Below are 25,138 nucleotides of genomic sequence, written 5' to 3'. Positions count from 1 at the left end.
GAAGTCGGCACCGACGTAGAAGGCGGGGCGCGTGACGGCAGAGCAGCTCACGACGACTGCCACCGGCGAGACGACCAGGACCCGCGTGGCCCACCTCGCGCGCCACATCCCGTTCACGTTGTCGGTCGTGGCGGCCATGCTCGTGCTCGGCGTGGCGACGCAGACACTGTGGTCGGCGCTCCAGGACAGAGACCTGCTGGACACCGTCGCCTACGGCCTGCCGGCCCTGCAGGACGACCGATGGTGGACCCCCGTCACCGGCGCCCTCTTCGCCCTCGTGCCGGTCCAGTACGTCCCGATCGCGGGCGGGGCCCTGTTGCTCATCGGGTGGTCGGAGCTGCGGCTGGGCACCAGACGCGTCGTGGTCGCAGCGGTCGCCACCCACCTCGCCGGGGTCCTGCTGAGCGCTCTGATGCTGCTCGCCGCCTCGGCCACGGGCTGGGAGTGGGCGGTCCGCCTGTCAGGCGGGCTCGACGTCGGTTTCAGCACAGGCGCCCTGGGAGCCGTGGCCGCCGCCAGCGTCACGCTGCGCCCGCCCTGGCGCGGTCGGCTCCGCGCCGTCCTCGTCATGTATGCCGTCATCGCGCTGCTCTACATCGGGCTGCTCTGGGACCTCGAGCACGCGATCGCCATCCTGAGCGGCCTGGCCCTCGGACCGGCGCTGCTCGGCCGACGGCCCTCCGTCACCCTTCCGCGGTTCAGCCGCCACGAGTGGCGGGTCGTCTCGTCGGCCTTCTTCGTCGTCAGCGCAGTGGTGCAGGTCGTGCTCTACTTCACCTCCTCCGACGGCCCTCTCGGGGCCAAGGCGGCTGACACCGACGCCTTGGGCGTGCTCGTCAGCGCCGCCATCTCGCTCCTGCTGGCCGATGGCCTACGGCGCGGCTCGCGGCGCGTCTGGTTCCTGGCCGGCGGCCTGGCGACGCTCTCGTTCCTCGCGCAGTCGGTGCTCATCGTCGTCGAGCTCGTCGCGCCGGACCAGCTCGACAGCGGCGGCAAGGTCGAGACCTCCATCCCGGACCTGGCCGTCACCCTGCTCATCACGGCAGTGCAGCTGGCCGTCCTCGTGCTCGGTCGTTCGGCCTTCCAGGCCCGCTCGAACCGCCGCCGGCGGGCCGAGATCGCCGCCGGCGCCAGCGACCGCGACACAGCGGTCGCTCTCCTGAAGACCCACGGCGGCACGACCATGTCGTGGATGGGCACGTGGCCCGACAACCACTGGTTCATCCACCGCGACCCGGACGGTGCTCCCCTCGGCTACGTCGCCTTCCAGATCCACCGAGGCATGGCGATCGCCCTCGGCGACCCGGTCGGGGCGGATGTCCCGGGGCGCTGGGACGTGCTGCAGGCGTTCGTCGACGCCCAGGAGACCCATGGCCTCAAGGTGTGCTTCTTCTCGGCGACCCGGGAGGTCGAGAGCTGGGGGCGCGCGCACGGCCGACGGGATGTGCTCGTGGCGGAGGAGGCGATCATCGACCTGCCCGACCTCGAGTTCAAGGGCAAGTCGTGGCAGAGCGTGCGGACGGCACTGAACCGGGCCGGCAAGGACGGCATCACCTACCGGGAGGGCCGGCTCGCGCAGATGCCCCGAGGCGTGCTGACCCAGGTGCGCGCCATCTCCGAGCTGTGGGTCTCCGACAAGGGCCTGCCCGAGATGGGCTTCACGCTCGGCGGCATCGACGAGGCACTCGACCCCGACACGAGAGTCGGGCTCGCCATCGACACCGACATGACGGTGCACGGTGTCACCTCGTGGCTGCCGGTCCTGTCTCCGGGCGGTGAGGTGCGCGGGTGGACGCTCGACGTCATGCGCCGGCTGCCCGACGGCTTCCGCCAGGTGACCGAGTTCCTCATCGCGAGCGCCTGCCTCTCCTTCCGTGAGCAGGGCGCGTCGCTCGTCTCCCTGTCCGGCGCGCCGCTGGCCCATTCCGGTGACGGCAGCGCCGAGCGCGCCGCGCTGGAGCGGCTGCTCGACCAGCTCGGCGAGGCGATGGAGCCGCTCTACGGGTTCCGATCGCTCGACAGCTTCAAGCAGAAGTTCCGTCCACGGCACGAGCCGGTCTACCTCGTCTTCTCAGACGAGGCCGCACTCCCGCGCATCGGCCTCGCCCTCACGTCGGCCTACCTGCCGGGCGCCTCCTTACGAGACCTGGCCCGAGCCGGACTCCAGTCCCGCAAGGACGACGCTCAGGTGTTGTTGTAGGGCCGGCTCTCGAGAACTGCCGACAGCGCCGCCGTCTTCTCCGCGGTCCAGCCCTGTGGTTTGGTCACCCCGACCCACGACTCGAGGTTGGAGGTGGCCGAGTAGAGGTGCCCGAAGCCCATCGGGATGCTGCCGGCGCTCGGCAGGTCGAGGAGCACCTGCCACATCGTCACGAGAGGGAACCATCCCATCCGGGCCGACACGTCCGGGCCTCGCTCCCCGTCCTCGAGCCACTCGGGCGAGGAGAACGCCAGGCCCGGCGAGAAGAAGACGATGGGATCGCTCGCGTGCTGCAGGTAGACGAGGCGAGTCGGCCCCCACGTGTCGCCGCCACGGCCGAGGCCGTCCTGCTCGGCGGTGAAGCGCACCGTGCGGCCCTGCTCGTAGATCGGGAGGTATGCCGGACTGTCCCGTTCGCGCTGGGCCGTGAGCCGGCTGTGCATCTGGTTGACGAACGGCGGCCCGGACATCAGGGCGCCGTCGATCGGCTCGTTGATGACGTTGACGGAGCTGAGGATGCTCTCGACTCCGAGGGAGCCGAGGGACAGCCCGTAGAGGTAGAGCCTGGGCCGGCTCGCCGGTGGCAGCGTCGACCAGTACTGGTGCACGGTGTCGAAGACGACGCGCGAGGTCTCGCGCACGGCGTCCTGGTCGGCGAGGATCGAGATCCACGAGGGCAGGTAGGAGTACTGCACGCCGGCGATGGCCGTGTCGCCGTTCCAGAGGAACTCGAGCGGGTCCGTGCCGTTCTGGTCGAGGAAGCCGGTTCCGGTGGTGGTCGCCACGACGAGGACCTTCCGGTCGAAGGCTCCGGTGCGCTCCAGCTCCTGGAGCACCAGGTTCGCGCGGCCCTGGACGCTGTCGGCGGACCGGAGCCCGGCGTACACGCGGATCGGCTGCTTGGCGCCGCCGCCGCTCGAGGCGTCTATCTCCGCCACCGTGGGGCCACCGCCGACGAAGTAGCGGCCCTGGCGTCCCAGCAGGTCCCAGCGGGAGAGCGACTGGGGGCTGCCGGAGCGCTCGGGGACCTGGGGGCGCTTCATGTCCTGGGCGACCAAGGTGTCGCGCGGCGCGAAGATGTTGTTGGCCACGGCGAAGAAGCCGTTGACGAGGACGCCCGTGAACAGCGACCAGATGAGCGCAAGCAGCACGGCCGTGCCGACCACAGGGCGACCCGCCGGGGCAGACGACGACCGAGCCAGCGGAAGACCGCGCGGAAGAGCAGGCGCAGGCTGCGCGCCACGACGAGGAGGAGGAGGGCCAGCAACGAGGTGACGGCGATGATGACCGGCCAGACGGAGGGTGAGGCGGGGTCCATGCCGAAGAGGGTGCGGAGCTCGTTCTGCCAGCCGACGAGACGCCAGCCGGTGAAGACCGCGGCCCAGAGCCCGAGCACGACGAAGATCGCCACGAGCACCCGGTGGGCCCGTCCCGGCACGCTGGGGATGCCGAGATATCGCCAGACGGACTGGGCGGCCGCGCCGACGCCGTATCCGACCATGACGGTGACTCCAGAGACGACGCCCTGGACCATGGCCCCGCGCGGGAGGAGGGACGGCAGGAGGGACAACGCGAAGAACCAGGCCGACACGGTCAGCCCGACGCCCGAGAAGGTCGCGTCCATGATCCGGCTGGGAACGCCGAGTGCAGGGCGCCACTCTGGATGCCGGGCTGGCACCGCCGGAGGGACGACGGCGCTCTCTGTCGTCATGGCGTCTGCTCCTTGCTCGGCGTGGCCTATGACGAGCGCCAGCCTAGGCGGCCGAGGCGGAGAGCATCCCGCACATGGCAGAAGACCCCGGTCCGTGGTGGACCGGGGTCTTCTGGCGCTCGTGCGAGCATCACGTAGCCCCGACGGGATTCGAACCCGCGCTACCGCCTTGAGAGGGCGGCGTGCTAGGCCGCTACACAACGGGGCCGTGAGCGGTACCGAGCGGACTCGGCACGAGAAGAAACCTTACCGTGAAGTATCGATTTCTCCGAATCGGCCCACGTTGCCGTGGACCAGAGCTGGGGTACCAGGACTCGAACCTAGAATGACGGAACCAGAAACCGTAGTGTTGCCAATTACACCATACCCCAAGGGGTTTCACTCCCACCCTGCCTCGCGGCCGGTACGAGGTGAACCGAATGGGAATACTACCGGTCCTGCACCGGTGGCCCAAATCGGCCGTCGAGCACCGCCGTCACCTCGTCCAGGGCGCGCACGGTCGCGACCGGTTCGCTCGTCCCGCGACCACCGCGGTCCAGCCAGACGGCGCGCAGGCCGGCGGCCTGGGCACCCAGCACGTCCCAGGCCAGGCTGTCGCCGATGCAGGCGACGGCGTGCGGCTCGACCTCCAGCAGCCGGCAGGCCTCCAGGTAGACGCGCGGGTCGGGCTTGCCGAAGCCGAGGCTGTCGGTGGTCACCACGACGTCGAAGCGCTCGACGAGGTCGAGGGCCTCGAGCTTGACCCGCGTCGGCGCGAGCGCCGAGTTGGTCAGCAGGGCGACGGGCAGCCCCTGCCCCTCGGCCGCGTCGAGGAGTGCGGGCACGTCGGGGAACAGCCGCTGGGCGCTGCGGAAGGCCGGGGCGTAGGCGTCCTCGAACGATCGGTGGGCGTCGTCCGGCAGGCTGAGCCCGAACGCCGCCGCGACCTCGGCCAAACGGGCGGCCCGCATGTCGTCGAACGGGACGTCGCCGGACGCGTACCGCGGGAACCATCGCTCGGGGTCGTCGTAGTAGCGCTGGGCCATCGCCCGGTGCTCCCCCACGCGGTCGGGCCAGATGACGGCCGCGGCCTGGCTGCCGGCGGCCACCATGGCCTCGCGGGTGTCGACGATCGTGTCGTCGACGTCGAGCAGCAGCGCCCGCACTCCCCCGAGCTCCGCAGGTAGGGACGTACCTCTCATGCCTCTCCCTCGTCGATGCCGAAGAACGGCAGGGCTGCCGGAACGCCGTCAACCACGACGCCGCGGGCCTGCTCCGTGGCGTCCCAGGCCGCACGTTCCAGACGGACGTGCTGAAGGGGCTCGCCCGAGTGCTCGAGCACCGAGCGGTGCGTGTCGCGGTAGCCGAGGGCTCGCGAGACACCGAGCGACGAGAGGTTGCCCACCAGCGCCGAGCTGATGGCGGCCCTGGCTCCCAGCGAGCCGAAGGCGAGGGCGAGCACCGCTGCCCGCATCTGCTTGCCGAGCCCCTTCCCCCGCGCCGCCGGGACCAGCCACGAGGACGAGTCGACCGTGCGGTCGGCGCGCCAGTCGGGACCCTCGAGCCACTGGACGCCCAGGGCGGCGTCCGGCCGCCCGGCCGAGCGGACGACGAAGGGCAGCGCCCAGTCGTCCGGTGACCACATCCCGAGCGCGCGCCAGTAGCCCTGCGCCAGGGCCGCCTGACGGTTGGCTCGGTCGTCGAGGCCGGCATACGTCGTCGCGTGCGGGTTCATCTCGAGGTCGTCGGGCAGCAGCGAACAGAGCGTCGGCAGGTCCGCCTCCGTCATCACCCGCAGGTCGAGGTCGGCCGTGCGCAGGCGTATGCCGCGCAGCGGCCAGGCGACGCACTCCACCCGAGCTCCTCAGAGCGAGTCGCGCAGCGACCGGAGGCGGTTCAAGGTGGAGCTCTTGCCGATGATCTCCATGGACTCGAAGAGCGGCGGCGAGATGCGGGCGCCCGACACGGCGGTGCGCAGCGGGCCGAAAGCGAAGCGCGGCTTGATGCCGAGCCCCTCGACGATCGCCGCGCGCAGGGCCTCCTCGATGCCGGCCGCGTTCCAGGGGCTGCCGGTCCCGAGCACGCCGGTGCCGTGGTCGCCGAGGTCGCCGAGCACCTTCAGCGCAGCGTCGAGCACGGCGGGAGCGTCGTCCTTGAGCTGGGCACGGGCGTCGTCGTCGATGACGAGCTGGTCGTCGGCGACGAAGAAGGGCCGGACGAGCGCCGGCGCCTCCGTGAGCAGCGCCATACGCGTCTGGATCAGCTCTGCGACGGCCTTGAGACGTGCGAGCTCCCCGAGCGACTGCGTCTCCCCCAGCACACCGTCCGCGACCAGGTAGGGCAGCAGCCGGCTCGCGAACTCGCCGACGTCGAGCGAGCGGATGTAGACGCCGTTGAGCCAGTCGAGCTTCTTGAGGTCGAAGATCGGCCCGATCGGGTTGACCTTGGCCCAGTCGAAGGTGCGGCTGAAGTCCGCGAAGGCGAAGACCTCGACGTCGGCGCCCTCGGCGTCCTGCTGCGGCGGATAAGCAAGCAGCGCAAGGAAGTTCACGAGAGCCTCGGGCAGGTAGCCCTGCTCGCGGAACCAGGTGAGCCGCGCCGCGGGGTTCTTGCGCTTGGAGATCTTGGACTTGTCGGTGTTGCGCAGCAGCGGCATGTGCGCGAACTTCGGCGGCTCGAGGCCGAGCCAGCGGTAGAGCAGGATGTGCTTCGGCGTCGAGCTGATCCACTCCTCGCCGCGCACGACGTGCGTGATGCCCATGAGGTGGTCGTCGACGACGACCGCGAGGTGGTAGGTGGGGAATCCGTCGGCCTTGAGGATCACCTGGTCGTCGGGGCGCGGCGCCGACACCTTGCCGCGGATGACGTCGTCGAAGACGAGCGGGACGTCGTCGGGCACGAGCATCCGCACGACCGGCGTCTCGCTGAAGCCCGGCAGCGCGGCGCGCTCCTCGCGGGTCTTGCCGACGCAGAGGCGGTCGTAGCCCGTCGGCTGCTTCGTCTTCTGCTGGACCTCGCGCATCTGGTCGAGGCGCTCCTTGGAGCACCAGCAGTGGTACGCATGGCCGTCCGCGATCAGGCGCTCGACGTAGGGGCGGTAGGTGTCGAGTCGCTCCGACTGGCGGTAGGGCGCGAAGGGGCCACCGATGTCCGGGCCCTCGTCCCAGTGCAGGCCGAGCCACGCGAGAGTGTCGTAGAGCTGCGCCTCGGAGTCCTCGCGGAAGCGCGCGCGGTCGGTGTCCTCGACGCGCAGGACGAACTGGCCGCCCTGCTGGCGGGTGAAGGCCAGGTTGAAGAGCGACATGTACGCCGTGCCGACGTGCGGGTCGCCGGTGGGCGACGGCGCGACGCGCGTGCGCACCGGACCGGAGCCGTCGGAGGTCGAGACGCGCTCGGCCTGATCGGTGCGCACCTCGACCTGCTCCATGGAGGCCGGGCCTGGCGCGCCTGTGGCGGCGCCGGGAACGGGGGAAGACGGCATACTCGCGCTGGTGCTGTTGTCGCTCATGGTGCGACCAGCCTAGTGGGAGCCCGAGAGGGTCAGCGACGCACGAAAGTGTTGGTCAGCGACCCGATGCCCGCGATCTCGACGGTGACCTGCTGGCCGGCCTCGACGAGCCCGACGCCGGCGGGGGTGCCGGTGAGGATGACGTCGCCCGGCAGCAGTGTGAAGGCGGCAGAGGCGTACTCGATGATCTTGGCGATGCCGTGGATCATGTCGGCGGTCGTGCCGTCCTGCTTCACCTCACCGTCGAGCGTCGTGATGATCGACAGCTCGGCCGGGTCGATCTCGGTCTCGACCCACGGCCCCAGGGGGCAGCTCGTGTCGAAGCCCTTCGCGCGCGCCCACTGGCCGTCGCTGCGCTGCCAGTCGCGGGCGGTGACGTCGTTGGCGATGGTGTAGCCGTAGATGCACTCGGCAGCGTCCTGCGCCTTGACGCCCTTGGTGATCGTCTTGATGACGACGGCGAGCTCGCCCTCGTAGGAGATCTCGCCGCTGCCGGCCGGCAGGACCACGGGGTCGAACGGGCCGACGACCGACGTGTTGGGCTTGAAGAACATCATCGGCTCGGCCGGGGCCTCGCCGCCCATCTCCTTGGCGTGGTCGGCATAGTTCTTGCCGATCGCGACGACCTTGGAGCGCGGGATGACCGGCGCGAGCAGGCGCACGTCGTCGAGCATGACGGGTGGCTGACCGCTCGGCTGGAGCCCGATGTAGAGCGGGTCGCCCGTCAGTGGGGTGATCACCTCGCTGCCTGGGTCGCCCTGGACGATGCCGTATGCCGGGTCGTCCCCGGTCGTGTACCTCGCGATGCGCACGGGCCCACCCTACGACGACGCGGCGACGCGGTTCCGGTCGGTCAGCGCGGCCACACGATGGTGACGTCGGCCGGCGAGCCCGGCGAGCCGCTCGGGCGGGTGCGGTACTCCGGCACACCGACGCACGTCCACAGCAGGCCGGCGACGTCTCGACCGAGCAGGTGTGCGAGGTCGGAGTCGCGGAAGGTCATGCCCGACGCGGCCGCGCCCAACGCATACGCCATCAGGTGCAGCCGGCCCTCGGCGACGCCGGCGAGCAGCTGGGCGTCGCGGTAGCCGTGGTCGTCGAGCCCGTTCAGCGGCGTGCCGCTCATGGCGACGAAGGCGGCATCGCCCGCGAGGCCCTGCTCCAGGGCGGCGGTGAACAGCTCGTCACGGACGGCCTGTTCGTCGAGCGGGCGCACCGGGTCCATGAGGTCGGGCCAGAGGTGGATGCCGCTCGGCACGTCGTCGACGGCGCTGACGCCGACCCAGTGCGGGAGGGACATCCCGCGCAGCGAGACGCCCATCGCATCGACGAGGACGCGGCGCGGGAGGGAGCGGTCGCGGTGCAGCCGGCGGATGGACCCCTTGCTGACCACGACGGCGTCGGTGCTGGGGCCGCTCTCTGAGCTGATCGTGACCGCGGGCCCGCGCTCGAGCTCCGGGCCCAGGACGGTCTGCTCGCCCGCGCGCTGGGCGGCCGTGACGAGCGGGAACTCGAGGCCGTCGTCGTCATGGTGACCCGGCAGCGCGTCGCCCGTGGGGTGCACGGCCGGGCTTCCGGGGCCGAGGGCGACGAGGGCGACGGGGAACTCCTGTACCCGGTCGGCACCGACGAGCGCCGCCACCTCGGCGTCCGGGAAGCTGGTGAAGAGGCGCGCGGTCAGGCCGGCGGAGTCGGCGAGGGCAAGGGTCTGGGCGAGCATTGTTCCGGCGTCCCAGTAGATGTGTCGGAAACCGCGCTCGCGGTAGCGCCAGCCGGTGCGCCAGGGCACCCCCGTGACGACGAGCGCCGGGGACTCGCCGGACGGTGGCGGCCCGACGACGACGAGGGCGTGGGCCTCGGGGTCGTACCAGTGCACGCCCGGCTCGAGGCCCTCGCTGTCAGCGGCCTGCGGCACGGCGACGTAGAGCTCGAGGGGGAATCGCGCCCCGGCCGATCCGGCCGCGCGGAAGAGCACGAGCCCGCCGTCCCGGCGGGTGGTGCGCCGTGTGACGCCCGATGAGAGGTAGAGCAGGCGGGCGAGGGCCGCAAGGCCGAGCCGGCTCGGCTCCAAGGGCGCGGTGCCGGCGAGCACGTTCGTGGCCGGCATGGACGACGCGGGCAGGTCGGTCGGCAGGAGGCTGCGTCGCAGGTCGTCGTCGTAGCGTTTGTAGGGCTGGGGGCGTCGGGTCTCGTCGTTGGGGACGAGGTCCTGCACGAGCCGGTCGTCGTCGGGCACCTCGGTCCACTCCCGCTCCGGCGAGTAGCTCGTGAGCCTGTGCAGCAGGTGGGTGGGCCGCTCGGCGTCCGGTGCCATGAGCCCATCCTGCCCCCGGTCGGCCGACCGGCGGCGGGTCCGAGCCACCGGCATACGGCGTGGGCGCCCGGAGGGGCGTCACATCGAGCGTCGGATCCGCAGATCCAGCGGTCTCCCGTCGGGGTCGTAGACGAGCCGGTAGAGCGGCGTCGCCCAGAGCCGGGTGAGCCGACCCTGCCCGGGGTCGTCCAGCGGACGCAGTCGCCCCGGGGGTCGTGGTGCGAGTCCGGGTTCCCGGTGCCAACAGGCCAGCGCCTCGGCGCTGGCGACGAATGCGTCGAAGTGGTCCTCCAGGGCGAGCTCGCCGTCGGTGTCGAGGTGCTCACGGGCGAGCTGCTGTCGGAGCCCGCGCGCGACGTCCGCGTGGGCCACGGCGGCCGACAGCTCCGAGTCGTGCGTCCACGAGCGACGGTTGAGGTTGTCGGAGCCCACCGCCGCCCACTCGTCGTCGACGACGCACACCTTCGCGTGGACGTAGACGGGGGTGCCGGCGGGGTTCTCGATCCCGAAGACGGCGACGCGACCCGGCGCGGCCGCGTTCAGCTCGTGGAGGAGACGGGCCCGACTGACGAGGTTGGGCGGGCGACTAGCCGCGCCGTCCTGGTCGGGATGGTGCGGCAGCACGGCGACCAGGCGCAGGTCGGGCGAGCGACGCAGCGCCGAGGTGAGTACCGCGCTGACCTCAGACGACCAGAGGTACTGGTCCTCCAGGTAGACGAGGTGCCGGGCGCGCGCCAGCACCTTGGCGTAGGCGCGTGCGACGCTCCGCTCCCCGCGCGGCGCGAAGGGGTAGCCGCCGAGCCTGCGGCCGTAGGTGCGCAGCAGCTGGACGGGGTGCGGCCCCACGAGTTCGGGGTCCGGCTGCTGCGGCGGGAGCGGACGGCGAGGGGGACGGTCGCGGCGCAGGGCATCGCCGGCCCAGCGCAGCGGCGAGCGGCTGAGAGCCTGCGGGTCCTCCCACCGCTCGCGGAAGACGGTCTCGACGTCTCCCACGGCGGGGCCCCGGAGGGCGAGCTGGATGTCGTGCCAGGGCGGACGCGCGCCGTACGCGCGTGCCATCGTCTGCGGCTGCGGGTCGCCCGCGTGGCTGGCGTCGTCGCGCCGGCTGTGGCACAGGTCGATCCCGCCGACGAACGCGACGTCGAGGTGGGGGCGTGCCGGGTGGCGCAGGACGACGAACTTCTGGTGATGCGAGCCGCCCGTGCGCACGCGCATGTCGAGCACGCACTCACCACCGGCTGCGTTGATGTCCTCCCCGAGGTGGCGGTTCTCGCCGGCCGAGAAGGACAGGCGGTCCCAGTGGGAGCGCCAGACCAGGCCGCGCACGTCGACGCCCCTCCGTGCCGCGTCGGCGAAGAGGGCGGCCACCTCGCTCCCGCTCTCCCCCGTCAGCCGCTCGTCGGGGTCCCCGCGCCAGTCGACGAAGAGGAGAAGGTCTCCAGGGCCCATCCGCGAGACGCTCTCCACGAGGGCCGCGAAGTACGCCGCGCCGTGGACGAGTGGCGTGACGAGATTGCCCTCCGTCCACGCGCGTCCGTCAGCATGGCGTCGGTCCAGGCGCGTCGCCGGATTGCCGCGCTCGCGTGGGGAGAGGTACCAGTCAGCGGGATTCACGCCCTGAGGCTACCTACGGGGAGGCCGACCGCCGGTCTCCCGCACCGGGCGATTGCCGTGCCGCCCCGAACCTCACCTAGGCTCGTGGGGTGCAGGTCCTCAACATGTCGGAGTGGCGTGAGCGGACCGCGGCGCACGAGGCGCGAGTCGACGCCGCCACCGGCGCACATCTCGCCCGGCGGCGCGACCATCGCAAGCACCCGGTCGAGGACTTCCTCTTCACCTACTACTCCTTCAAGCCGGCCCAGCTGCGTCGCTGGCACCCTGGGGCTGAAACGGGTCTCGCTGGTGCGCCTGGTGCGCCGCATACCGGGTGGCGCTTCTATGCCGTGGACGGCGACGTCGTCCGTGTCGCCGTGGAGGAGTTCACCGCTGCCCGGGGCGACACCCTGCGGTTCGTTCGCGAGCTGCTCGTGCGCACTGCCGGGAGGCCGGCGCGGTTCGGGTGCTTCGGTCTGCACGAGTGGGCCATGGTCTATCGCCTCGACCCGTCCGACGTGCGGCACTCGGGGTGGCCGCTGAGGCTCGGCGCTGCAGGCACCGATGCGGTGGTCGAGAGCCATCAGGTGGCCTGCTCGCACTTCGACGCATACCGCTTCTTCACCCCCGACGCAGCCCCGCTCAACGCGCTGACGCCGACCCGCGAGAGCCAGACCTCCTTGGAGCAGCCGGGGTGTTTGCATGCCGGTATGGACCTGTACAAGTGGGCGCACAAGCTCGTGCCGGTCGTGCCGAGCGACCTGGTGATGGACTGCTTCGAGCTGGCCCGCGACATCCGCTCTTTGGACATGCGTGCGGCGCCCTATGACCTGCGCGAGCTCGGCTACGAGCCGGTGCCGATCGAGACCCCGGACGGCAAGGCGCAGTATGCCGCTGAGCAGCGCGGCTTCTCGGTCCGTGGCCAGGCGCTGCGTCAGAGACTGCTCGAGTCGATCGACCTCGCCCTGCCCGCCGCCGAGCCAGCACCTGGCGCCCGACCCAACGAGGCGAGGTAGCGCCCCTTGACGTCCGTCGCCGGTCGTGGCGCCGGTCGTGGCGTCGCTGGTGGGTGGAGCGCGACAGGGCCGACACGAGAGCCTCCAGGACCTCGGTCGTCAGCACCGCCGCGTCGTGGAACGGTTCCCGCACAATGCAAACAGCATCATGTCGACTCATCGACGTAGAGACAGAAAGGATGCCCCGCAGGGTCGAGCAGCACCCGGACCCCCTCCTGCGGCTGGAACTCGGCGAGCTCCGCCCCCACGTCGACGGCATACGCCACGGCGGCTTCGAGGTCGTCCACCTCGAAGTCCAGGTGAAGCATCATGATGGGCTTTCCCGGCTCGCTCGGCCACACCGGGCGCACGTAGTTGGGCTCGGTTTGGAAGGCCAGGTTGTAGCCGGCCGACGCGGACGGTGCGAGTGTCGCCCCACCGTCCGCGTGCGTGAACAGCGTCCAGCCGAGCAGGCGCCGATAGAAGTGCGCGAGGCTCGACGCGTCTGGGGCATCGAGCACGACGCCGAACCAGTGCTTCGTCGTTCGAAGGGGCATTGCCCAAGTTTGCCGAGCGCAACCCCGAAGATCGCTCCGAAGAGCCGCTCACATCCCGGTATCAAGGTCGCCACCACGCCCTCTGAGGGGTGTCGGCGAAGGTCCGGGCACGCGCGCCGACGATCGCCACCTTTCCGGGGTGGTGCTGGGCGGGGCCTGGACCGCCCAGCACTTGTCTGCGCCCAACGGGCTCCCGCTCCTACGCAGGCGCGTTCAGGCCACGGACGATGACGGCGAGACCGACCTCGAACGCCTTGGTCTCCGCAGCGCCGTCGGGAGCGGGGAGGTCAGGGTCCGCGGACGCCGCGAGCGCGCGGTCCTGCTGGGCGGTCACGGATCCGAGGACGTGGTTCATGACGAGGGCGGCCACCTCGTCGCGCTCGGAGGCGGCGGCTCCGGCGTCGTGGACGAGACGGACAAGATCACGGAGCGGCCGCGCGGCACCCGGCTCGACGGCATACGCCAGCGCCACGACGTCGGCCGCGTCGGGCACCGTGACCAGCGCCTCCCGCACGGCCACGGCCAGACCCACGAGCGCGTCGGCGGGCGGCTGGTCGGCGGGCGGCGCCGGGATCTCGGAGAGGAGCACGTCGGCCACCTCGACGAGCAGCTCCTGCTTGTTGGCGACGTGCCAGTAGAGGGCGCCGGGGGCTACGCCGAGCTCGCGGGCGAGGCGGCGCATCGACAGGTCGCCGAGCCCGTAGCGGCGCAACAGGTCGACGGCGGTGCCGACCACCTGTTCGCGACTGAGTGCCACGCGCTCCCCCACCTCGACCACCGGGCCCCGTGCGGGCCGGCGTTGACAGCCGAGCCTAGCGACTCGGCATACTGAACACCGTTCAAGTTGAACACCGTTCAAGATCGCGTGCAAGGAGCCCGGATGCCCCGCTTCGACGACCTCGCGGACGCCGTCCTCGCCGGCACCCCGGCCACGACGGTCGACGCCCTAGACGTCCTGCGCTCGACCCACGAGGAGCTGCTCGCTGTCGTGGCTGCTGCGGCACGCCTGCGCCGCAGGCACTTCAACAACACCGTGAAGGTCAACTACCTCGTCAACCTCAAGTCGGGGCTCTGCCCGGAGGACTGCCACTACTGCTCCCAGCGGCTCGGCTCGCAGGCCGACATCCTGAAGTACACCTGGCTCGAGCCGGACGCGGCGATCGAGCAGGCGTCAGCCGGGCTGCGCGGAGGCGCGACCCGGATCTGCATGGTTTCCAGCGGCCGGGGCCCGACCGACCGCGACGTCGACCGCGTCGCCGGGATGGTGGGCGCCCTCAAGCAGGAGCACCCCGACGTGGAGGTCTGCGCCTGCCTCGGCCTCCTCAAGGACGGCCAGGCGGAGCGGCTGCGCGACGCCGGCGTCGACGCCTACAACCACAACCTCAACACCGCCGAGTCGCACCACGACCACATCGTCACCAGCCACACGTATGCCGACCGCGTCGACACCGTGACCAGGGCCAAGGCTGCCGGCCTGTCGCCGTGCTCCGGCCTCATCGCGGGCCTCGGCGAGAGCGACGAGCAGCTCGTCGAGGCGCTCTTCGCCCTGCGTGACCTCGGGTCAGACTCCATCCCGGTCAACTTCCTCATGCCCTTCGACGGCACACCGCTCGAGGGCACCTGGGAGCTGACCCCCGGGCGTTGTCTGCGCATCCTCGCGATGGCGCGGATCGTCTGTCCTGACACGGAGATCCGCATTGCCGGTGGCCGGGAGATGCACCTGCGATCGCTGCAGGGACTCGCCCTCCACGTCGCGAACTCCATCTTCCTCGGTGACTACCTGACCTCCGAGGGCCAAGCCGCAGAGGACGACCTCGAGCTGATCCGCGACAACGGCTTCGTCGTCCTCGGCGCCGACCCCCAAGCCAGCGAGCCGGCGACCGGGCACGCCACCAGGCACGACCCCGCCAAGCGGCGGCGGGGGGCTGGCACGGACGTGCCCGCCAATGCCTGAGCTCCCCGCGGCGTCGCTGACCGCCCGCGACCGTGGGCTCGTGTGGCACCCCTACGCCCCGCTCGACGGACCCGAGCCGTATGCCGTCGAGGGCGCCTCGGGCGTGCGCCTGGCCCTCGCCGCTCCGGACGGCGAGCGATTCGACGCGGTCGATGCGATGGCCTCGTGGTGGTGCGCCGTCCACGGCTACGGGCACCCGGTGCTCGACGCAGCGGCTCGCGAGCAGCTCGACCGCTTCAGCCACGTCATGTTCGGCGGCCTGACGCACGAGCCCGCCGTCCAGCTCGCCGAGCGGCTCACGGCGATGGCCCCCGGACCGATGGCGCACGTCTTCTTCGCCGACTCCGGATCGGTGTCCGTCGAGGTGGCCCTGAAGCTGTCGATCCAGTACCAGGCATCCCGAGGCCGGCCGAGGCGCCAGCGCTTCCTCACCGTCCGCGGCGGCTACCACGGTGACACCTTCGCCGCGATGAGCGTCTGCGACCCCGTCGACGGGATGCACTCAGCCTTCCCGGGCGCGCTCGCCCGGCAGGTCTTCGCGCCACGACCTCCGACCGCCCGGCTCGTCACCACCGCGTCGGGCGAGGAGCGCTGGGAGACGGACCGCCCGGCCGTCGAGGTGTGGGCGGACGAGGTGCGACGGCTCGCGACCATCCACACCGACGAGCTCGCGGCCGTCGTCGTGGAGCCGGTGCTGCAGGGCGCCGGCGGCATGCACGTCTACCACCCTGACTGCCTGCGGGTGCTGAGAGAGGTGGCCGACGAGCACGGCCTGCTCCTCGTCGTGGACGAGATCGCGACGGGCTTCGGCCGCACCGGGCGACTGTTCGCCTCGGAGTGGGCCGCCACGGCCCCCGACGTCATGTGCGTCGGCAAGGCCCTGACCGGTGGCTACCTCTCTCTCGCAGCGGTGCTCACCACGCGTGAGGTCGGCACGACGATCACCCGGTCGAGCTTTCGGGCCTTGTTGCACGGGCCCACCTTCATGGCCAACCCGCTCGGGTGCGCCGTCGCCAACGCCTCGGTCGCGCTCGTGGAGACCAGCTGGAAGGACCACGTGCCGCGCCTCGGCCACCTGCTCGGGACGCACCTCGCCCCGGCCATCGCGCTCCCCCCGGTCGCCGACGTCCGCACCCTCGGGGCGGTCGGTGTCGTGCAGTTGACGTCACCGGTCGACGTCGCCCGAGTCACCCGGGCCGCGCTGGAACGTGGCATCTGGGTGCGCCCCTTCCGCAACCTCGTCTACGCGATGCCCCCCTACGTCTGCACGGACGACGACGTCCGCCTCATCGCCGAGGGCATCGTGGGCGCAGTCGACGAGGTCCACGGATGAGCGCCTGGGACGCCTGGCTCACGGAGCGCGCCGACCTGCGGGCTGGGCGCGGCACCGAGCGGTCCGACCCCGTGCTGCGCCTGGGCGGCGGCCCCGCCAAGACGCACGACGTGCTCGACCTCGCCTCCAACGACTACCTCGGCCTGTCGCGCGACGAGCGCGTCGTGGCCGCCGGCCATGAGGCCCTCGACCGCTACGGCGCGTCCGCGACCGCGAGCCGCCTCGTGACCGGGACCCTACCGGTGCACCGCGAGCTCGAGGCCTCCCTGTGCCGGCTGACCGGGCAGCCGAGCGCGCTCGCCTTCTCGACGGGGTATGCCGCCAACCTCGGAGCGCTCACCGCGCTCAGTGGCCGTGGGGCGGAGATCCTCCTCGACGCCCACGCCCACGCCTCCCTCCACGACGCCGCCCGGATGTCGCGCGTGCCGTCTGCGACGTTCGCCCACAACGATGCAGGGGCGCTCGAGCGCGAGCTCTCCGCGCGGCCGGACCGCAGGGTGGTCGTCGCCGTCGAGTCGATCTACTCGGTCCTCGGCGACGCCGCTCCCCTGGGCGCGCTCGTCGACGTGTGCCACCGCCACGGGGCCCTCCTCGTCGTCGACGAGGCCCACGGGATCGGGGTGGCCGGACACGGGCGCGGGCTCGTGCACGAGCTCGGCCTCACCGGTGCCCGCGACGTCGTCGTGACTCTGACGCTCTCCAAGGCCCTCGGCTCGCAGGGTGGTGCCGTCCTCGGCCCGACCAACGTCCGCACCCACCTGGTCAACACCGCACGGAGCTTCATCTTCGACACCGGGCTCGCGCCGGCCTCGGCCGCCGCTGCGCGTGCAGCCGCCGACCTCGTCGCGGGCGATCCCTCACTCGCGGTAGCCGTGCGCGCCAACGCGCGAACCATCGCGGACGCCTGCGGGATCGAGCAGGCGGCCGGGGCCGTGCAGTCCCTGCCCATGTCGTCGCCCGACAGCGCGGTCGCCGCGGCCCTCGACCTCCGGTCGCAAGGGGTCCTGGTCGGCTGCTTCCGGCCCCCCAGCGTGCCGGACGGGGTGTCCCGGCTGAGGGTCACCGCGCGGGCGGACCTCGCCGGTGCGTACCTCGGCCGAGCCGCGGCACTCGTGGCGCGCGTAGCCGCGGTGCACGGCACACCGCCACACCCCTGTAGCGTCGTGGGGCCACGGGCAGGGGACGCTCCCTCCCCCGTCCGTGGCCCGTCCTCCGCAACCGCCGTCGAGGGGTCGCGGCCATGACCGGCCTCGGCCGTGCACGGTTGCTCGTCGTCACGGGCACCGACACCGACGTGGGCAAGACCGTCGTGACGGCGGCGGTCGTCGCGACCGCGCTGGCTGCGGGACTGCGCGTGACGGCATACAAACCCACGCAGACGGGGGTGGCACCCGGTGAGCCGGGCGACATGGCCGAGGTACAGCGCCTGACGGGTGTCCCGACGGTCGAGGGCGTGCGCCTGCGCGCGCCGATGGCGCCGAGGCCGGCGGCGCTCCTGGAGGGCGCCCGCCTGCCCACCCTCGCCGAGCACGTGGCGCGCATCGCAGACCTGGGGGTACGCCATGACCTCGTCGTCGTCGAAGGGGCGGGTGGGCTGCTCGTGGAGCTCACCGACGGGGGCCAGACGCTGGCCGACCTGGCGTCCGCCGTCGACGACAGCGGCGTGGTGGTTGTCGTGCGGAGCTCGCTCGGCACCCTCAACCACACCATGTTGACCCGGGAGGCACTGTCGCAGAGGGGAATCCGGCAGCTCGGGACCGTGATCGGCGCATGGCCCGATCGCCCTGACGTCATCGAGACGACCAACCGCGACCACCTCGCGGGCCTCCCCGAAGGGCTGCTGGGGGCCGTGCCCCTCGGCGCCCCACGACTCGACCCACCGACCTTCAGGGCCGCCTCACCCCGCTGGCTACCGAGGCTGGCTCAGCGCCTCGGGACGCCCTGACGAAGCAGGCCGTGCACGATGCCGTCGGTAAGGGCGCGCCACGACGCTGCGAGGATGGACCCGGCGACCCCGATGGTGTCCCACGACGTCTCGCCGTCGGAGGTCTCGATGAGCACGCGCGTCACGGCGTCGGTGCCGTGCGAAGCGTCGAGGATGCGGACCCTGAAGTCGATGAGCTCCAGCTTCTCGATCTCCGGGTAGGCGCGGGTCAGTGCCTCACGCAGGGCGTGGTCGAGCGCGTTGACCGGCCCGTTCCCCTCGCCGGTCGCGATGAGGCGGGCGCCGGCGGCGCGCAGCTTGACGGTGGCCTCGGACGTGGCGTCGCCCTCGCCCGACGAGTCGGTGATGACCCGCCACGACTCGACCTTGAAGTAGTCGGTGCAGCCGGGTTCGAGAGCCTCACGCAGCATCAGCTCGACGGTGGCGTCGGCCGCGTCGAAAGTCCAGCCCCGCAGCTCGAGCGCCTTGACCTCGGCGAGCACCGAGGCGACGACATCCGGTCGGTCGGAGAGGTCGAGGCCGGCCTCACGTGCCTTGAGCTCGATGCTCGCGCGGCCCGCCATGTCGGAGACCAGCGTGCGCATGCCGTTGCCGACCAACGCCGGGTCCATGTGCTGGTAGAGGTCGGGGTCGACCTTGAGCGCACTCGCGTGCAGACCGGCCTTGTGCGCGAACGCACTTGCGCCAACGTAGGGCTGACGGCTGTAGGCGGGGACGTTGGTGACCTCGCTGATCGCGTGGGCGACGTGCATGGCGCGCCGGAGGGCGTCCGGCTCCAGCGTGCGAAGCCCGAGCTTGAACTGCAGGTTGGCGGCGACGGTCAGCAGGTCCGCATTGCCGGTGCGCTCGCCGTAGCCGTTGACGGTGCCCTGCACGTGGGTCGCGCCGGCCCGCACGGCCGCCACGGAGTTCGCGGCGGCGCAGCCGGTGTCGTTGTGGCAGTGCGCGCCAACGCGGGCGCCCGTCGAGGCGATGACGTCGGCGACGACCTCCTCGACCTGGTGGGGCAGCATGCCGCCGTTCGTGTCACACAGCACGACGACCTCCGCTCCGGCGTCCTGCGCCGTGCGCACGACGGACAGGGCGTAGTCGCGGTCGAGGCGCCAGCCGTCGAAGAAGTGCTCGCAGTCGAGGAAGACCCGACGTCCCTGCCCCACGAGGTGGGTCACGGTGTCACGGACCATCTCGAGGTTCTCCTCGAGCGTAGTCCGCAGCGCGCGTTCGACATGGCCCGTGTGCGACTTGGCGACGAGGCACACCACAGACGCCCCCGAGTCGAGAAGCGCTCGCACCAAAGGGTCCTCGGCTGCGACGCCACCGGCCCTCCGGGTGGCCCCGAACGCGGCAAGCGTCGCTCGGCGCAGGTGCAGCTCGGTCTGGGCGCGGTCGAAGAACTCGGTGTCCTTGGGATTGGCACCGGGCCAGCCGCCCTCGATGAAGTCGACCCCGAGGTCGTCGAGCAGGGCGGCGATGGCGAGCTTGTCCGACACCGAGAGGTTGAGCCCCTCCTGCTGGGCGCCGTCGCGCAGGGTGGTGTCGTAGACGTGCAGCGCTTCCATGGCCTTCATTGTCCTCGGTCTCGGGGATTGCGGCCGACCCCCGTCACGGCGGTCGACGCGGGTGTGTCGGGCGTCCCGTTCTCTTCTCGTGGGCGTGGTGGCCGGGGTGGGGGCCATCGCGCGTCTCCCTGACCGTGGCTCGGGAAACAAAAAGACCCCCCGGGTTCGGGAGGTCTGCGCGACGAGGGGTGCTCGTCGCGCTAGTCGATAATGAGGGTGCCGGTGGGCACGGGTCGTTTCGTCACAGGCTCACCGTAGGGCTGGGCCGACGCAGACGAAACCCGTCGTCCGGATGATGGACCCGGCGTCTCACCACGACCTACGGTCGCGTGCGTCGTGGTGCGGACCGTCGCCGCTGCCGGACAGCGTCCGCCGCGCCGATGAGGGCATGGAAGAGGCGCGGGTCGTTGCCCACCTCCGGGTGCCACTGGACCGCGAGCCGGAAGGAGGCGTCCGGGTCCTCCATGCCCTCCAGAGTGCCGTCGTTCGCCCAGGCCGACGCCTCGTAGCCCGGGTGGGAGAGCACCGACTGGTGGTGGTAGCTCGGCACGTCGGCCTCCGCGCCCAGCAACGCTGCCAGGCGCGTACCCGCGACCATGCGCACGGGGTGGCTGCCGTACGTCGCGGGGGCCGGCGAGTGCTCGTCGTGGCCAACCCGGTCCGGGACGTGCTGCTCGAGCGAACCGCCGGCTGCCACCGCCATGATCTGCATGCCCCGGCAGATGCCCAGCACGGGGAGGTCGACCTCCGCGGTGGCGCCCGCGATGGCGAGCTCGGTGGAGTCGCGGTCAGGACGGGAGGCCTGCACGGAGGCGTGGCGGTCGTCGGTGTAGAGCTCGGGCGCCACGTCGACTCCGCCGGCGAGGATCACCCCGTCGAGACGCTCGACGAGGTCCAGGGCCGATGCGGCGTCGACGTCGGGTCGCGGAGGGATGACCACCGCGACCCCGCCGGCGTCCTCCACCTGCCGCACGTACCGGTGCGGCAGCAGCGCGCCGGGCACGTCGACCCACCTCCCCCACGACACCCGCTCCACGTAGGCGGTGATCCCGATGACCGGACGAACCATGGCGACCTCCCTGTCGGCCTCTCAGAGTGGCGTCACGTAGGCGCCGGAGATGCCGCCGTCGACGAGGAAGGTCGAGGCGGTGATGAAGCTGGACTCGTCGGAGGCCAGGAAGAGCACGGCGTCGGCCATCTCCTCGGGCTCCCCGAAGCGCCCCATCGGGACGTGGACGAGCCGTCGGGCGGCGCGCTCCTCGTCCTTGGCGAACAGCTCCTGCAGCAGCGGCGTGTTGACCGGCCCGGGGCAGAGGGCGTTGACCCGGACGCCTTTGCGGGCGAACTGCACGCCGAGCTCTCGCGACATCGAGAGCACGCCGCCCTTGCTGGCGCTGTAGGAGATCTGCGAGGTGGCCGCGCCCATGACGGCGACGAACGAGGCGGTGTTGATGATGGAGCCCTTTCCTTGCTCGAGCATGTAGGGCAGGGCGGCCTTGCAGCACAGGTAGACGGAGGTGAGGTTGACCTCCTGCACCCGGCGCCACGCATCGAGGTCGGTGTCGAGGATCGAGTCGTCCTCCGGCGGGCTGATGCCGGCGTTGTTGAAGGCGATGTCGACCGAGCCGTACGTCTCCTTGGCGGTTCGGAAGAGGGTGTCGACGTCCTCCTTGCTCACGACGTCCACCCGCAGGAAGGTTCCGCAGGCCTCCTGCGCGATGCGCGGGCCGTTCACCTCGTCGAGGTCGCCGATGACGACCTTGGCGCCCTCCTCGGCGAAGCGACGCACCGTCGCGAGCCCGATGCCCGAGCACCCGCCCGTGATGACCGCGACCTTGCCGTCGAGCCTGCCTGCCATGGGGAGCTCCCTTCAGTCCGTGGAGATGAAGACGTTCTTGAGCTCGGTGAACGCGTCGAGCGCGTCGGGTCCGAGCTCACGGCCGATGCCGCTCTGCTTGAAGCCGCCGAACGGGGTCGAGTAGCGCACGCTGCTGTGCGAGTTCACCGAGAGGTTGCCCACCTCGACGCCGCGCGCGACGCGCAGGCCGCGCCCGAGGTCCCGGGTCCAGATCGATCCCGAGAGGCCGTATGCCGTGTCGTTGGCCTTGGCGACCGCGTCGGCCTCGTCGTCGAACGGCATCACGGCGACGACCGGCCCGAACACCTCCTGCTGCCAGACGCGGTCGGTGGTCGACCTGGGCAGCACGACGGTGGGGGCGTACCAGTAGCCGCTGCCGTCCGGGGCGTTGCCGCGGAAGGCGACGTCGACGGCCTCGGTGGCGTCCTCGACGTAGGAGCGAACTGTGTCGCGCTGCCCGGAGCTGATGAGCGGCCCCATCTCGGCACTCTCGTCCAGGGGGTCGGTGACGACGACGCCGCGCACTGCCGTCTCGAAGTGCTCCAGGAAGGTGTCGAGCACGCTGCGCTCGACGAGGATGCGGCTGCGGGCACAGCAGTCCTGGCCGGCGTTGTCGAAGACGCCGTAGGGCGCCCGCGCAGCGGCCAGCTCGACGTCGGCGTCGGCGAAGACGAGATTGGCGCTCTTGCCGCCGAGCTCGAGGGTGACGCGCTTGATCTGGTCGGCCGCCCCGCGCATGATCCGCTGCCCGACGGCGGTGGACCCGGTGAAGCAGATCTTGCGGACGTCGGGGTGGGTGACGAACCGCTCCCCGACGACGGAGCCGCTGCCCGCGACGACGGTGAGAACCCCTTCGGGCAGGCCTGCCTCGAGGGCCAGCTGCCCGAGCCGGAGCGCGGTGAGAGGGGTGAGCTCGGCCGGCTTGAGCACGACCGTGTTGCCCGCCGCCAGGGCGGGGGCGAAACCCCAGCCGGCGATCGGCATCGGGAAGTTCCACGGCACGATGATGCCGACCACGCCGATGGGCTCCCGGAACGTGACGTCGATGCCCCCGGCGACGGGGATCTGCCGGCCGAAGTTCCGCTCGGGCGCCGCCGCGTAGTAGGCCAGCACGTCACGGACGTTGCCCGCCTCCGACCGGGCGTTGCCGATGGTGTGGCCGGCGTTCGCGACCTCGAGCTGCGCCAGCTCCTCCTGGCGCTCCCCGACGAGGTCCGAGAAGCGCCGCAGGAGCAGGCCACGATCAGCGGGTGTCACCGACGCCCACGCGGGTGCAGCCGCGCGGGCGCGGGCGATGGCCTCGTCTGCCTCGTCGACCGAAGCGAGCGGCACGGTGGCGACGACCTCCTCGGTCGCCGGGTTGATGATCTCGTGGGTGGTGGTCACAGTCGCTCGAATCCTCTCCTGCGCTCCCAGTCGGTGACCGCTGCGTTGAAGGCGATGAGCTCGACGTCGGCGGCGTTGACGTAGTGCTCGACGACTGCGTCGCCGAAGGCCGCCCGGGCGATGGCCGAGTCGGCGAGCAGGTTGCGGGCCTCCTGCAACGTCGAGGGCACGCGCGGCTTGTCGGAGGTGTACGCGTTCCCCTCGAGGGCGGGCTCGAGCGCGAGCTCGTTCTCGATGCCGTGCAGCCCGCCCGCGAGCATCGCCGCGACGGCGAGGTAGGGGTTCAGGTCGCCGCCCCCGACGCGGTTCTCGACCCGCAGGCCCGCGCGGTGGCCGACGACGCGCAGGGCGCAGGTGCGGTTGTCACGACCCCAGGCGACAGCTGTCGGAGCGAAGCTCGACGATGCGAAACGCTTGTAGGAGTTGATGTTCGGCGCATAGAAGTAGGTCAGCTCCCGCTGGGTCGCGAGGATGCCGGCGAGGAAGTGCTCGAACGTCGCGCTGTGCCCGTGCTCGCGGTCCTCGTCGACGAAAACCGTCCGGCCGTCCAGCCCCCGCAGCGACAGGTGGATGTGGCAGGAGCTGCCCTCGCGCCCGTCGTACTTCGCCATGAACGTCAGCGACTGCCCGTGGTGGGCCGCGATCTCCTTGGCGGCGTTGCGGTAGATGACGTGGTTGTCGCACGTGCGCACCGCCGTGTCGAACAGGAAGCCGATCTCGTGCTGGCCGTAGTTGCACTCCCCCTTGGCGCTCTCGACGACGGCGCCCGCGGCATACATCTGGTTGCGGATGTCGCGGAGCAGCGGCTCGACGCGGTCGCCGCCGAGGATCGAGTAGTCGACGTTGTAGCGGTTCGCGGGCGTCAGGCCGGTGTAGCCGGCGTCCCACGCCTGATCGTAGGACTCCTGGAAGACGATGAACTCGAGCTCGGTGCCGCAGTGGGCGGCCATCCCCAGCGCGGCGGCACGGTCGACCTGCGCCTTGAGGATCGAGCGCGGGGACTGGACGACCGGCCCGCTGCTGTCGAGCCAGGTGAGGTCGCACTGGACGGTCGCCGAGTGGGGGCTGCCGGGCGTGCGGCGCAGCGTCGAGAGGTCGAGGTCGAAGAACATGTCTCCGTAGCCGCGCTCCCACGAGGAGATGGCGTAGCCGTCGACGGTGTTCATGTCGACGTCGACGGCAAGCAGGTAGTTGCAGCCCTCGGTGCCGTCGTCGAGGACGTGGTCGAGGAAGTAGTGGCCGTGCAGCCGCTTGCCCTGCAGTCGCCCTTGCATGTCGGTGAAGGCCACGACGACGGTGTCGATGTCGCCGCACTCGATCTCCTCGCGGAGCCGGTCGACGGTGAGGATCGGTGGTCGTGCCATGTCCTGCCTTCCTGTGGTCTAGCCGATGAGGCCGCGCAGCAGTGCCGTGGTGGCATCGCAGTGCTCCTCCATGACCGCCCGGGCCCGTTCCGCGTTGCCGCCGAGGATGGCCCCGACGATCTCGTGGTGCTGGGCGTTCGAGTGCTCGATGTTGCGGCGCAGGACGGGGATCGCCATGAGCATGTCGTGCAGGGCCGCTTGCGACCGGGTGACGGCGTCGATGAGCATCGGCGAGCCCGACAGCGTCGCGACGGCCAGGTGCAGGCGCGAGTCCGCGACCCGGTGGGCCGCGGTGTCCACGGCATCGTCGACCGCGGCAAGGCTGTCCGCCAGCCAGGCCCGCTGGTCCGCCGCCAGTGGCTGGGTGGCTGCTAGCCACGCGGCGCCGGGCTCGACGACGCGGCGGAAGGTCAGGGCGTCGCTCATGGCGGCGCCGCCGCGCACGAGGACGCCCGAGGCGCTCGACGGCAGCTCCGCGGCATCGGTGACCCAGGTGCCGCCGCCGCGGCCCCGCCGGGTCGTCACGAGGCCCGAGTCGCGCAGCGCCGCGATGGCCTCGCGGAGGGTGTTGCGGCTGACGCCGAGGCGGTCGGCAAGGTCACGTTCGGGCGGCAGCTGTTCGCCGCGGGCGAAGACGCCGAGCCGGATCGCGGTCGCGAGCTGCTCGACCGTGCCCTCGAAGACGTTGCCGTTGGCGGGTCGCAGCACGACGTCCGGGAGGGACGGCTGTCGGACGGCTGCGCTCACAGGTAGATCCAATACCGTCACCCCCGGCTCGTCAATGGTCCGACAAAGAACCATTAGGCGTGTCGGCGCCCACCACCGGCGTGGGCACGAGGCCGGCGGGCACCCAGCGAGCGTCAGCTCCGGACAGCCCGGCTC

Annotated in this window: 21 protein-coding genes, 2 tRNA genes and 1 pseudogene; 6 read left to right on the top strand and 18 right to left on the bottom strand. The window is 71.6% G+C overall.

Annotated features, from left to right (window positions below):
- The first annotated feature begins 31 nt into the window (after window positions 1–31).
- Window positions 32–2,200, top strand: a complete 2,169-nt coding sequence (locus AC3WRT_RS01205; RefSeq protein ID WP_492718107.1) for a bifunctional lysylphosphatidylglycerol flippase/synthetase MprF — start codon at window positions 32–34, stop codon at window positions 2,198–2,200.
- Here AC3WRT_RS01205 and AC3WRT_RS01200 read toward each other — a convergent pair.
- The 10 genes and pseudogenes from AC3WRT_RS01200 to AC3WRT_RS01155 form a co-directional block, all read right to left on the bottom strand.
- On the bottom strand, window positions 2,185–3,087 hold the full coding sequence (locus tag AC3WRT_RS01200; RefSeq protein ID WP_492718424.1) for an alpha/beta-hydrolase family protein: 903 nt from the start codon (window positions 3,085–3,087) through the stop codon (window positions 2,185–2,187). The two genes, AC3WRT_RS01205 and AC3WRT_RS01200, sit on opposite strands and share 16 nt — an antisense overlap.
- Before the next feature lie 114 nt (window positions 3,088–3,201).
- Window positions 3,202–3,701: pseudogene (locus AC3WRT_RS01195) on the bottom strand (alpha/beta-hydrolase N-terminal domain-containing protein); the annotation flags it as partial.
- Window positions 3,702–4,046: 345 nt separating this feature from the next.
- Window positions 4,047–4,119, bottom strand: a tRNA-Glu gene (locus tag AC3WRT_RS01190).
- Between the two features lie 91 nt (window positions 4,120–4,210).
- A tRNA-Gln gene (locus AC3WRT_RS01185) sits at window positions 4,211–4,282 on the bottom strand.
- A gap of 57 nt (window positions 4,283–4,339) precedes the next feature.
- On the bottom strand, window positions 4,340–5,092 hold the full coding sequence (locus tag AC3WRT_RS01180; RefSeq protein WP_492718104.1) for an HAD family hydrolase: 753 nt from the start codon (window positions 5,090–5,092) through the stop codon (window positions 4,340–4,342).
- Window positions 5,089–5,745: a GNAT family N-acetyltransferase gene (locus AC3WRT_RS01175; protein WP_492718102.1), complete on the bottom strand. Its 657-nt coding sequence runs from the start codon at window positions 5,743–5,745 to the stop codon at window positions 5,089–5,091. Before AC3WRT_RS01175 ends, AC3WRT_RS01180 begins: the two co-directional genes overlap by 4 nt.
- Window positions 5,746–5,754: 9 nt before the next feature.
- Window positions 5,755–7,194, bottom strand: coding sequence for a glutamate--tRNA ligase (gene gltX, locus AC3WRT_RS01170; protein ID WP_492718422.1), 1,440 nt, complete (start codon window positions 7,192–7,194; stop codon window positions 5,755–5,757).
- 236 nt (window positions 7,195–7,430) lie between these two features.
- Window positions 7,431–8,210, bottom strand: a complete 780-nt coding sequence (locus AC3WRT_RS01165; protein ID WP_492718100.1) for a fumarylacetoacetate hydrolase family protein — start codon at window positions 8,208–8,210, stop codon at window positions 7,431–7,433.
- Window positions 8,211–8,251: 41 nt separating this feature from the next.
- Window positions 8,252–9,712, bottom strand: coding sequence for a hypothetical protein (locus AC3WRT_RS01160; protein WP_492718098.1), 1,461 nt, complete (start codon window positions 9,710–9,712; stop codon window positions 8,252–8,254).
- Window positions 9,713–9,790: 78 nt separating this feature from the next.
- Window positions 9,791–11,326, bottom strand: a complete 1,536-nt coding sequence (locus AC3WRT_RS01155) for a phospholipase D family protein (RefSeq protein ID WP_492718096.1) — start codon at window positions 11,324–11,326, stop codon at window positions 9,791–9,793.
- A gap of 89 nt (window positions 11,327–11,415) precedes the next feature.
- Between AC3WRT_RS01155 and AC3WRT_RS01150 the strand changes: the two genes are divergently transcribed.
- Window positions 11,416–12,321 (top strand): 3-methyladenine DNA glycosylase, encoded by a 906-nt coding sequence (locus AC3WRT_RS01150; RefSeq protein WP_492718094.1) that lies wholly within the window; start codon window positions 11,416–11,418, stop codon window positions 12,319–12,321.
- 146 nt (window positions 12,322–12,467) lie between these two features.
- Here the strand turns inward: AC3WRT_RS01150 and AC3WRT_RS01145 are convergent, their stop codons facing one another.
- Together AC3WRT_RS01145 and AC3WRT_RS01140 are read right to left on the bottom strand one after the other, a co-directional pair.
- Complete coding sequence (locus AC3WRT_RS01145; RefSeq protein WP_492718092.1) at window positions 12,468–12,857, bottom strand: VOC family protein; 390 nt, start codon at window positions 12,855–12,857, stop codon at window positions 12,468–12,470.
- A 199-nt stretch (window positions 12,858–13,056) separates the two neighbouring features.
- Window positions 13,057–13,614: a TetR family transcriptional regulator gene (locus AC3WRT_RS01140; protein WP_492718090.1), complete on the bottom strand. Its 558-nt coding sequence runs from the start codon at window positions 13,612–13,614 to the stop codon at window positions 13,057–13,059.
- A 123-nt stretch (window positions 13,615–13,737) separates the two neighbouring features.
- Here AC3WRT_RS01140 and bioB point away from each other — a divergent pair, with 123 nt between their 5' ends.
- From bioB to bioD, 4 genes are read left to right on the top strand one after another with little or no spacing between them, the layout of a single operon-like run.
- Window positions 13,738–14,811, top strand: a complete 1,074-nt coding sequence (gene bioB, locus AC3WRT_RS01135; protein ID WP_492718088.1) for a biotin synthase BioB — start codon at window positions 13,738–13,740, stop codon at window positions 14,809–14,811.
- Complete coding sequence (bioA, locus tag AC3WRT_RS01130; RefSeq protein ID WP_492718086.1) at window positions 14,804–16,144, top strand: adenosylmethionine--8-amino-7-oxononanoate transaminase; 1,341 nt, start codon at window positions 14,804–14,806, stop codon at window positions 16,142–16,144. The genes bioB and bioA overlap by 8 nt, the downstream gene beginning before the upstream one ends.
- Window positions 16,141–17,388, top strand: a complete 1,248-nt coding sequence (locus AC3WRT_RS01125) for an 8-amino-7-oxononanoate synthase (protein WP_492718084.1) — start codon at window positions 16,141–16,143, stop codon at window positions 17,386–17,388. Before bioA ends, AC3WRT_RS01125 begins: the two co-directional genes overlap by 4 nt.
- A complete protein-coding gene (gene bioD / locus AC3WRT_RS01120; RefSeq protein ID WP_492718082.1) occupies window positions 17,385–18,089 on the top strand; it encodes a dethiobiotin synthase in 705 nt (234 codons plus the stop codon). Before AC3WRT_RS01125 ends, bioD begins: the two co-directional genes overlap by 4 nt.
- Here the strand turns inward: bioD and cimA are convergent.
- From cimA to AC3WRT_RS01090, 6 genes are all read right to left on the bottom strand, one after another.
- Window positions 18,068–19,648, bottom strand: coding sequence for a citramalate synthase (gene cimA, locus AC3WRT_RS01115; RefSeq protein WP_492718080.1), 1,581 nt, complete (start codon window positions 19,646–19,648; stop codon window positions 18,068–18,070). The two genes, bioD and cimA, sit on opposite strands and share 22 nt — an antisense overlap.
- 319 nt (window positions 19,649–19,967) lie before the next feature.
- On the bottom strand, window positions 19,968–20,717 hold the full coding sequence (locus AC3WRT_RS01110) for a gamma-glutamyl-gamma-aminobutyrate hydrolase family protein (protein ID WP_492718078.1): 750 nt from the start codon (window positions 20,715–20,717) through the stop codon (window positions 19,968–19,970).
- Window positions 20,718–20,738: 21 nt separating this feature from the next.
- Window positions 20,739–21,506, bottom strand: coding sequence for a 3-oxoacyl-ACP reductase (locus AC3WRT_RS01105; RefSeq protein ID WP_492718076.1), 768 nt, complete (start codon window positions 21,504–21,506; stop codon window positions 20,739–20,741).
- Between the two features lie 12 nt (window positions 21,507–21,518).
- Window positions 21,519–22,892 carry an aldehyde dehydrogenase family protein gene (locus AC3WRT_RS01100; RefSeq protein WP_492718073.1) on the bottom strand — a complete coding sequence of 458 codons (1,374 nt, stop codon included), beginning with the start codon at window positions 22,890–22,892 and terminating at the stop codon, window positions 21,519–21,521.
- Complete coding sequence (locus tag AC3WRT_RS01095; protein WP_492718071.1) at window positions 22,889–24,256, bottom strand: glutamine synthetase family protein; 1,368 nt, start codon at window positions 24,254–24,256, stop codon at window positions 22,889–22,891. The genes AC3WRT_RS01100 and AC3WRT_RS01095 overlap by 4 nt, the downstream gene beginning before the upstream one ends.
- Window positions 24,257–24,274: 18 nt before the next feature.
- Entirely contained in the window at window positions 24,275–25,003 is a 729-nt protein-coding gene (locus tag AC3WRT_RS01090; protein WP_492718068.1) for a FadR/GntR family transcriptional regulator, read from the bottom strand.
- Between the last annotated feature and the right edge of the window lie 135 nt (window positions 25,004–25,138).

Source organism: Terrabacter sp. FW104-15G4B (assembly GCF_058790095.1).
The sequence above is the reverse complement of the archived record's forward strand: the minus strand, read 5'-3'. Positions and strand labels throughout refer to the sequence as shown.